6 protein-coding genes are annotated in these 9,418 nt (G+C 41.9%); 5 read left to right on the top strand and 1 reads right to left on the bottom strand.

Features of this window, described 5'->3' with window-relative positions; translation table 11 throughout:
• Nucleotides 1-284: 284 nt before the first annotated feature.
• The 5 genes from VME0621_RS18665 to VME0621_RS18645 are packed head-to-tail and all read left to right on the top strand — an operon-like array spanning nt 285 to nt 9,026.
• Complete coding sequence (locus tag VME0621_RS18665) at nt 285-1,631, top strand: HlyD family type I secretion periplasmic adaptor subunit (protein ID WP_062460423.1); 1,347 nt, start codon at nt 285-287, stop codon at nt 1,629-1,631.
• 3 nt (nt 1,632-1,634) lie between these two features.
• The gene (locus VME0621_RS18660) at nt 1,635-3,869 is read left to right on the top strand and encodes an ATP-binding response regulator (RefSeq protein WP_062460425.1); all 2,235 of its coding nucleotides are present in this window, start codon (nt 1,635-1,637) and stop codon (nt 3,867-3,869) included.
• Entirely contained in the window at nt 3,844-5,226 is a 1,383-nt protein-coding gene (locus VME0621_RS18655; RefSeq protein ID WP_062460427.1) for a TolC family protein, read from the top strand. The genes VME0621_RS18660 and VME0621_RS18655 overlap by 26 nt, the downstream gene beginning before the upstream one ends.
• Before the next feature lie 24 nt (nt 5,227-5,250).
• Nucleotides 5,251-6,885, top strand: coding sequence for an ATP-binding cassette domain-containing protein (locus VME0621_RS18650; protein ID WP_062460428.1), 1,635 nt, complete (start codon nt 5,251-5,253; stop codon nt 6,883-6,885).
• The gene (locus VME0621_RS18645) at nt 6,882-9,026 is read left to right on the top strand and encodes an ATP-binding cassette domain-containing protein (RefSeq protein ID WP_062460430.1); all 2,145 of its coding nucleotides are present in this window, start codon (nt 6,882-6,884) and stop codon (nt 9,024-9,026) included. Before VME0621_RS18650 ends, VME0621_RS18645 begins: the two co-directional genes overlap by 4 nt.
• Before the next feature lie 26 nt (nt 9,027-9,052).
• Here VME0621_RS18645 and VME0621_RS18640 read toward each other — a convergent pair whose 3' ends face one another.
• Nucleotides 9,053-9,409 (bottom strand): hypothetical protein, encoded by a 357-nt coding sequence (locus tag VME0621_RS18640; RefSeq protein WP_062460432.1) that lies wholly within the window; start codon nt 9,407-9,409, stop codon nt 9,053-9,055.
• Nucleotides 9,410-9,418: the final 9 nt, after the last annotated feature.

Here is a 9,418-nt window from a genome sequence, read left to right as displayed (position 1 = left end):
ACACTTCCTAGAAACGCAGTAAAGGACACCAGACACGAAAGACAAGGAAAATTCATTAAAAACAAGTTAAAAAGTTTAGGCCGATCTTTATTACGATTCTTTTAGCCTCTGCTTTTGCGTATGTAACTTGACACAAACTACAGATTATCAAGGATTTATTTTTGAAAAATGGCACTAAGTATACTTAGCTATTAGTTGTAACTAATCTATCGCTTTATAAACCTAACACCCTGTAATCACGTAAATTTAATACATTAGTTTAGAAAGCGGACCTGGAGGCGATTGTGAGCAAAAGTAATATCGAACATCACATTAGAAGTGCCTTAATTCAAAATACGGACAAATCCGAGTCTGATTATGTAGAAGCGGTAGAAATCAAAAGCGCAATGACAACAGTCCATAAGACCTTGTTGCTCACTTTCTTCATCATTTTAATCTTGTTAGGGATCGCCTCTCAGGCCCGTATAGATATTGTGGTTTCTTCTCGAGGAGAATTGTTGCTTGAATCCGACATTGAGAAAGTTCAGCACCTTGAAGGAGGCATTCTCGATACGATGCTCGTTAAGCCTGGGGATATTGTATACGAGGGGCAACCCATCGCCAGACTCAGAGCAATTGAACGTAATTCTCAGTTGTCGACTATGAACGCGGAAATCGCTCAATTGGAGTTGGATAAACTTAGGTATCATGCGCTTATTTCTCAACAGGAGCCCGATTACTCGCGTTATGCTGACTTTCCTGAGTTGGTTAACGTCAATCAAGATACGTGGCGCAAGGAGAATGCTAAGAACGTTTCAGCTGAGGCATTGATTCAACATGACATTGAACACAAAGACCGTTTAATAGCGTCAATGAAGAAGAGACGTGTGAGCTCGTTAAATCAGCTCAAACTGATTCGAAAACAACTTGAAATCAAACAAACTCTCTATAACGAAGAGATGGCTTCTTACGTCGACGTGCTCAATATGCAAGTACAAGAATCCAACATGGTAAGAGAAATTGAAAATCTCGATGAGTCTCTCATGAATGAGGATTTTCAACTGCTAAGGTTAGAAAAACAATTGAACGATCTCATAGTAAATAGGAATGCCGAATACCAAGCTCAGATCATTCAGGCAAATAAGGACTTAGATATCAAGCGCATACAACAACCCCAGCATACGGATAAAGTAAATCGCTTGGTGGTCTACTCGCCAGTTGATGGTGTCGTTGACAAGGTTCATTTTAATTTTCGGTCTGCGGTCGTTCCGCCTGGAGAAAGCATTGCCGACATAGCTCCGTTAAATAACACGTTACATGGCGAAGCCAAGATCCCTAGAAAAGAAATGGGTTTCGTTGAGGTTGGACAGGAGGTAAAACTGAAGTTTGATACCTATAACTTTGCAAAATACGGTTTTATGCCGGGCAAAATTTCATCTATCAGTCGCTCGTCTTATGAAGAGGAAGAAACAGAATATTACTTAGCGAAGATTACTATTGAACATGACTTTCTTGAACGTTCTGGGACCAAGTATAGCCTCTCGCCGTTTATGGAATTCACAGCTGATATAAAGACTGGTGATCGACGTGTTATTGAATACGCCGCTAAGCCAGTGATGTCGGCAATTGAAGACGCATTTGATGAGCGATAGAACATGAAGCAGCGGTACAAGATCTACAGCTTTCCGGTGATCAAATTAGGCATAGTACTTTTACTATGCCTTTCCGCTATTGGTCTCTGGTTCGCTTACAAGTACTACACTGCTGCCCCTAAAGAAAGTGCCTTTACAACTCCGTTAATTTCTCAAACTGAAAAGTTAAATAGTTCGCTCGAAGTCACCATTCTTAACGTTGACTTGTGCCTCCAATCTGGTGAATGTAGTGAAGTAAAACGGTATACCCGATTACTACTAAATGACCTAGCCGCCTTCAAAGCGTTAGCTGCGCTAGACAAAAAACAAGTAAGTTTGGTTGGCGCTGTGGAGTACAGTAACGTTCAGTTAGCGATAAACCGCTTTTTCGCTGTGAATGACCCGGCTCAAGAAGACTACTATTTACTTCGCACCACCCTCAGCAATAACTATGTTGAGATACGTAACAGGTTCGATGATCTTTTCTTTGTGGAGCACAAACAAGTTGTTGAAGACTTACGATCTTCCGTCAACATAATTGTCGTGATATTTCCAATACTCGCTGTTATCGCAATATCGGTGGTATTGGGAGGATGGAACCGCCTCAAGAAGACAGTTCGGGACCGCCGCTCTGTTAATCAGAGTTTTGAGTCTCTTGCAGAGCGACTCGATGAACTCGACTCATCAAAGATCGACGAGATACTGAGCACGACAGAAATCGATCCGATAGAGAGAAGTATTTATTCCAAACTTAGGCTACTTCATGAAAAGGTTGATAAGCAGCAGCAAGATGCTGACCTCAATCAACAGCTATATGGTTTAATCGGTTACGAGATTCGGGGAATCACCAACACCATTAAAGGTGGTATTCACTACTTAGTACAAGATGCTGATGAGAATACTGCTGTGCTTGCGCAAGACATCACATCAGCGGCAAATACCTTGTCGGAACTTGCCGAAAACTATAACCGACTACTCTCACAAGGGCGTGACAAGAGCAGTAGCGCCTTTTCTTTTTTAGATGTCATATCTGAGCTGACCATTCACATGAAGTCCAAATTACAACGCGAGAACCTGTCTTTAGAATGCGCATTTGTCGGCAGCGTCCCAGCAATGGTACTTGGTCACCAAACTAGTCTGTTTTGGATGTTGTTCTTAAAGCTTTCAAACGCACTGCAAGTTCAAACTGACAGAAATGTTCTGTTCAAAGTTGAAACAGGAAGTGGCTTAGATGTTGAACGTGCACGCATTACGCTGTCACTAACCTTCCTTACTAATACCAACGTCAAGGTGGCAAAAGTTGATTCCCTACACTGGTCTGAACGAGCTGATTCAATGGGTAGCAATGATGAGTGGACCAAATCAATACTCGGCAACGTCGGTCACTTTAGCTCTAAGTGGTTCGAGTCTGGCAAACAACGTCGTTTTCAAGTGGAAGTCGATCTAGAAGCACAAAGCTATTTTGCGCCGAACTCAGATACATTAAATGGTAAAAACTTAATTGTATGTAGCTCTGGAATGCTTTCTCTGGAGATTCTAACCGATGTGTTATCCATGAATGGTGCAACATATACCGTTTGTGAGGACCCAAATGAGCTGTTCCGCCTAAACCCATCACAACAGAAAGTCGATGGCGTCATCATTACAGATGCAATTGAAGGGATACAGATTGCACCATTTAGTAAGACACTAAGCTCTAGGTTAAAACCAACGGCTACAAAGCTGTTTCTTATGTCGAGTACTTCTGAGCTTGCACAAATTACCCATCAATATGTGGACAAAGTGTTTTTTAGTCCGATCCTTCCTCATGAATTTATTCCTCACCTTCGAGAAGCTTTAGAAGCTGAGTCAGTAGAAGAAACGTTAGAAAACAGCTCGTTCTTGATAGTTGAAGATGACAAGGTTCAGCAGTTCCTCCTCAAGCGTATTTTGATGAAGCAAGAATATAATGCAGACACCGTTGGTGATGGCTCTGAGGCTGTGGAATGGGTTAAAAAGCAGCGTGCCGATATCATATTTATGGACTGCATTATGCCCGGAATGGGAGGAATCCAAGCTACGCGCCTAATTCGTGAGCATGAAAAAGAGAACGACGTATCAATCCCTTCGACCATCATTGGTGCGACCGCTTTAACCAGCGTGGCTGAACACAAAGCTTGTATCGAAGCCGGAATGGACTACGTCATTAGTAAACCATACAAAAGCGATGAAATTCTCAAGGTGATTAAGAAATATGTGGCCTATCAGAAGATTAGTTAGTTGTGCTTTGTTTTCCATTGTTGCTACCCCGTCGCAAGCTTTGACATTACTCGAAGCGGTTCAGATTGGACTGAACAACAACGTATCCCTAATTGCTAGTCGCAAAGGTGTTGAGGAAAATGCTTACAACATTGATGTGAGTCGTTCCAAGTTTCTACCCACAATCTCTGCCAACGCTACTACAACATGGAGTGGAAACCGAACTGTGCTTAGCGGAACAGACGATACAACGAACAGCTATAACGACCATGGATATAGTGTTTCGTTAAGCCAGACGCTATTCAACCTTGCAGATATATATAAATATGGCACCGCTAAACTGGACTTTAATATCGAAGAAATAAGGAACGAAAACAAGACACAAGAAGTTATCCAAGAAATAGCGATCCAGTATTTCGAGTTTCTGAAAAACGGCGCGCAAACAAGAGCAACCAAAGCTGAACTTGACTCTTCTCTTGCTAGACTGAGGCAAATGCAGCGAAATGTAGAACTTGGAAACGTAGCAGCAAGCGAGTTGTATGAGGTCGTCGCTCAAAAAGAAGGCATAGCGAATCGCCTTAGAACGCTTGGGAAAGATAAGGATGTAATTCTCAATACTTTAGAATTGTTAACACAGTACCCTGTCATCCCCACACAAGATCTCGAGCGAAGTTTATTACTTTCCGAAATTAGCTTGGATAGAAGTGGCGATTTGCTAGAGCAAGCTATGCAATACAACAACGACATCATTGTTTCTGAAAAAACTCTAGAACGCAGTTTTCGTACCCTAAAAGAGACAGGTTCTAACTTTGCACCTAGCTTATCTGCAAGTGCAAGTTATCGCCACGATGACACTAATAATTTCGACCCTATCACAACACCTGGCTCTACTGGCATCAGTGATTCGAAGTCTTTGGGTCTCACCTTAACGGTACCCATTACAACCGGGGGGTCCGATTATTATGCCTATAAAAAGAATGAGAAAACCATCGAACGGAATGAACTACTACTTCTAGATACTAGAAATACCGTCAAGAATGACCTGGAAACCTCGATACTGAACATCAATGATTTCTCTCAATCGATTTTTACTTTCGAAAATATTATTCGTGCCAATTATTCTTCCTACAATGGAATCAAGAGGGCTTACGATTTAGGGACACGTACCTTAACCGACTTACTTGCGGCGGAAAGTAAACTTTTCAGTGCTATACGGGACTATGAAAGTGCGAAGTATGATTATGTCATTGAATCTATTCGCCTCGATAAAACGGTAGGTAACCTTTCCCCATTGAGCATAGAAAAGATCATGGCGCTAATGGTTAATGAGTCCAGTATTCGTGACATGGATGTCATACCTGAGCACCTGAAAAATTAAACGAGCATACAACAGGATTGGTCGATGAGTAGTGAGCATTTTTCCCAAAGAATCACAATTGCTGATACGGTGTACCTAACCTTCTCGACAATTATGTCGACGTTGTTCGCTCTTGTATTGCCCTTCTCTATTTTGATTATTTTTGACCGTGTGCTCCCTAACCAAGCAAAAGATACGCTTTCTCTATTGTTCGCCATTATTCTCGGCGCTATATACTTAGATTACTTGTTGAAAAAACAAGAAGAAGTCATCACAGCGACGCTCATGAAGGATTTTGAAAGTGATTTAACTAACAGAGTCTTTAAATCCGTCTGTTTGGCAGAAATTAATAAATTTAATCAGTTGGAACCCGGCCAGTACTTAGAGCGCATTGCCACAATACCTGAAATCAAGAGCTTCTTTGGCGGCGAAACGGTTAGAGCGGTTATCAATGCCGTTGTAAGTGTGATTACTATCGTCATTATTGGTCTGATAAACCTAGGTGCTGGGGTCACTCTCATCGTAGCGTCCTTGATTCTTTACATCGCTGCACGCCGTATTTCAAACAAAAAAATAGTCACACTCGAAGAGAAATCTGAGATAGAGGGACTGACTAATTCAAAAATCATAGAGATCGTTTCCAGCCCCCTCGACAATAAAAGCCGAACTATGGAGTATCGACTTGAAAGCTTGATGACTGACATGGTCAAAGAGCGTGAAAGAAAAAACATTGAGTATGAAAACTTGGAGTCTGAATTCAACTTAGTCTTAGCACTGATACAACAGCTATCAATTGCCTGTGTAGTGGTGCTTCTTGCAACATCAGTCATTAACCTCGCCGCTAGCCAGGGGGTAATGGCAGCGATCATTATGTTGACCAACCGTTACTTCGCTCCATATCAGCAAGTAATGCGTACCATTGGTCGTTGGAAATTGAATAAGCTTCACATTGAGAAAGTAACTGAACTGCTTGAGCTTGAGTACAAGCAACAACGTGAGGTTCAAACTAAATCAATAAATGAGAAGACACTTCCGACACCTCAACAGCAAGATATTGGAAATCTAATTGAGGTTAAGCTCTCTTCTGGTCAGCGCATTGAATTTGCACTAGGTCGACCTGCAGTTATCAGAGGTTTATCGGGAAGTGGAAAAAGTCATATTACGCGTTGTTTAACCCGAGATATCGAGTGTGAACGCTCGGAAATATACGTTAATCACCACCCACTCGAACAGGTACACTACCATACGTGGCGAGATGCTGTTCACCGTATTGACTCGGACAGTACGTTTGTAGAGGGAACTATCATCGATAACCTCACTTGCTTCAGGCCTGTTTTGAATAGCGCCGCATTTACTATCTGTAAAAACCTTGGGATAAAAAACGAAATAGATGCACTTACCGACGGTTTTTACACTGCTTTGACTGGTCACAAAAATGCCCCTGTGTCTCGTCAAGTTCAATATGCCTTGTTGATTGTCCGCGCAATGCTCAGTCAAAAACGATTATTGGTACTCGATGATATAGATTCTGTTTTTGATAGTGCGTTCGGTGAACGTGTTGTATCTACGCTAGTTCCCAAGGCAAATCAGCAATTCCTCATTATTGTTAGCAATAAATTGGACGCAAAAAAGTTTGGCTTGAAGTCCGTTAGATTAACTGGTGAAGAGGTGGCTGCATGAGCATTCTGGTTGATTTTAACAACATTGGTCAGCGACTAGCTGATTTTGAATCAGAACAATTTCAGGAGAGATACCAAGGTTCACCTCTATTAAGGGGATTATCATACACTCTAATAGCCATGGAATGGGAAGGAACACCTGAACTTCTATCAGATGCTTTCATGCCCGGAGAATCCGATAGTGATGGGTTCGAAGCAACGCTGACACGTCTGGGATACCAGTGCCGCACTACAAAGTATGAGAAAGCAAAACTAGAGGCCACTGAAGGGCTACATTTACCCTGTTTCATAGAACTCGATAAGTTGGAAGCGATTCTGTTGTCAGTAAGAGATGGTGAAGCGACACTTTTCGACTACAAAAACAATAACAGCGTGACGGTGCCTTTAGTTGGCAACACTTATTCGTTAACGGTTATATCAGAGTACTCTAAGCTATTTCGTGAGCCACCACCTGAATCTCAAGATAAATCGAATTGGATCAAATACGCTTTCTATCGATACAACGATGAGTTTAAAAGTCTTGTGTTTTTGTCTCTAGTCATCAATATATTTGGTGCGTTACAGCCATTTTTCATTATGAGCGTCTATAACTTCGCTCTCGCTTCGAGTTCGGTTTCTACATTGTATTGGTTAACGCTGTTCGCTGTGTTTTTGGGTTTCGCTGAGTATGCAGTAAAGAAAGTTCGTATGAACATACTCGCAACCTCAGGACAAGATCTCGCCGTCCATATATCAAGGAACGTCATATCAAAACTTCTTTGGTTACCCTACTCTATGACCTCTTCTGCAGGTGTATCTTCACAGCTTGCTCGTCTCAAGGATATCGATCAACTCAGGAAGCTTGTGACTGCGGAAGCAACTCTGAGTTACTTTGATATGCCGTTTATCGTGATCTTTATCTTAGCTGTAACGATCTTGTCTGGATACGCAGCACTGACAGTGTTAGCCGGTATCCTTTTGATGATTGTATTCTGTTTGTATTCTCGCTATATCTATTCGCAGGCAACGGCGAACAGCTCTCGAGCTAACGCGATGGTCTCTTATCAATGGAATGAGCTGCTTCGTGGAATTAACACCATTCAGGGCTTACCGCTTTTGAGAGTCATTCAATCTCGATTTAATGCCTCCCATGAACAAAGCTCTAACGACGCAGCTCACGTTGCCATGACGAATAGTAAAATTCAGGCTATTGGTGGAGGTTTAATCCAAGCTATCGGTACTGCTTCAATTGTGACCGCAGTTATTACTGTCATGGATGGCAACTCCGATGCAGGCGCAATGCTAGCTACCGTTATTTTGGTCTGGAAAGCACTAGGTCCCATCATGGGAATATACAACTCGATTACCAAATTCCAGACTATCAAATCATCTGCAGCTCAAATAAACGCTTTGATGTCTTTGAATGACGATAAAACGTCGCTCGAAAAGAGTCCGCCTATCCGTAAATTCAACGGTGAGGTTGTTGGCAGTGGGATCACTCACCGCTACCAAGGGGCTCAAACAGGACTGACAAATCTGGGGTTTAAACTAGCCCCGGGAAGCAAAACTGCAATCTCTGGACCTGCTGGCAGTGGTAAAACGACATTATTGATGGTTATTGCAGGTCTGGAAGAACGATACCAAGGCGCGGTTTACATTGACGGCTATAACATAAAGCAATTCAATAACTTTCGTTATAGAAAAGCGATTAACTTCATACCTTTTGACATGCATCTGTTTGAAGGAACTATTCGCTCCAATTACGTGCTACACAATGGCGTTATTTCTACCTCACAGATGCTTTACACATTTGAGCTATTGGAGCTGTCAAAATGGTTCACTGAAGGATTAGACAGCCATTTAAACACTGACGTTCTGAAGAACTTACCAAGCGGTGTCATTCAAAAATTAAAAATAGCGATTGGACTCGGTGATATGTCGCAAAACCTATTTATCATTGATGAGCCTTTTGTTGGATGCGAGGCGGAACATGCTGGCTATATGAATCAACTTTTCACTGGGGCATTAAAAGACAAGACCGTCATTTACACCACTATGGACCCGGCTTTAATAACAAGTTCTACCCATTGCCTTCTCCTCGAACCAGATGGTAACCAAAAATACTTTGGCCTCCCAGATAAAGTAATGGCTACCATGGGCTAAAAATTGCAGTAGATATCCAACTAAGGTTACTGATACTGAACTAGGACAGATTCACCATTTCTGTCGGTAACTTTGATCTCTGCTGGAAGATTTAACCCCTGAATTGTCGATTCTTTAGACGATTCATTTAACATAGTCTCAATATTTTGGACGTGAATTGTTAAATCTTTTGATTTTGTGACGCTTAGCACTTTTGAATCACCTTGATACAAAAATGTGATGGTTTTTTCCCCAACGCTTACCGCGCAAGGCCTATTTTCCACACAGCTGACTACTTTCCCATCAGAATGGGTCACAGTGCGGTAGCTAAATGCTGCAATTAGCACCACCATCATGATGATAATTTGAACAAGCCTACCTTTTGTTAACTTCTGTGCTGGCATATTTACGTG

The sequence above is a fragment of the Vibrio mediterranei genome (assembly GCF_900088415.1).
Lineage (GTDB): Bacteria > Pseudomonadota > Gammaproteobacteria > Enterobacterales > Vibrionaceae > Vibrio > Vibrio mediterranei.
This window is presented reverse-complemented; position numbering and strand designations above follow the sequence as displayed.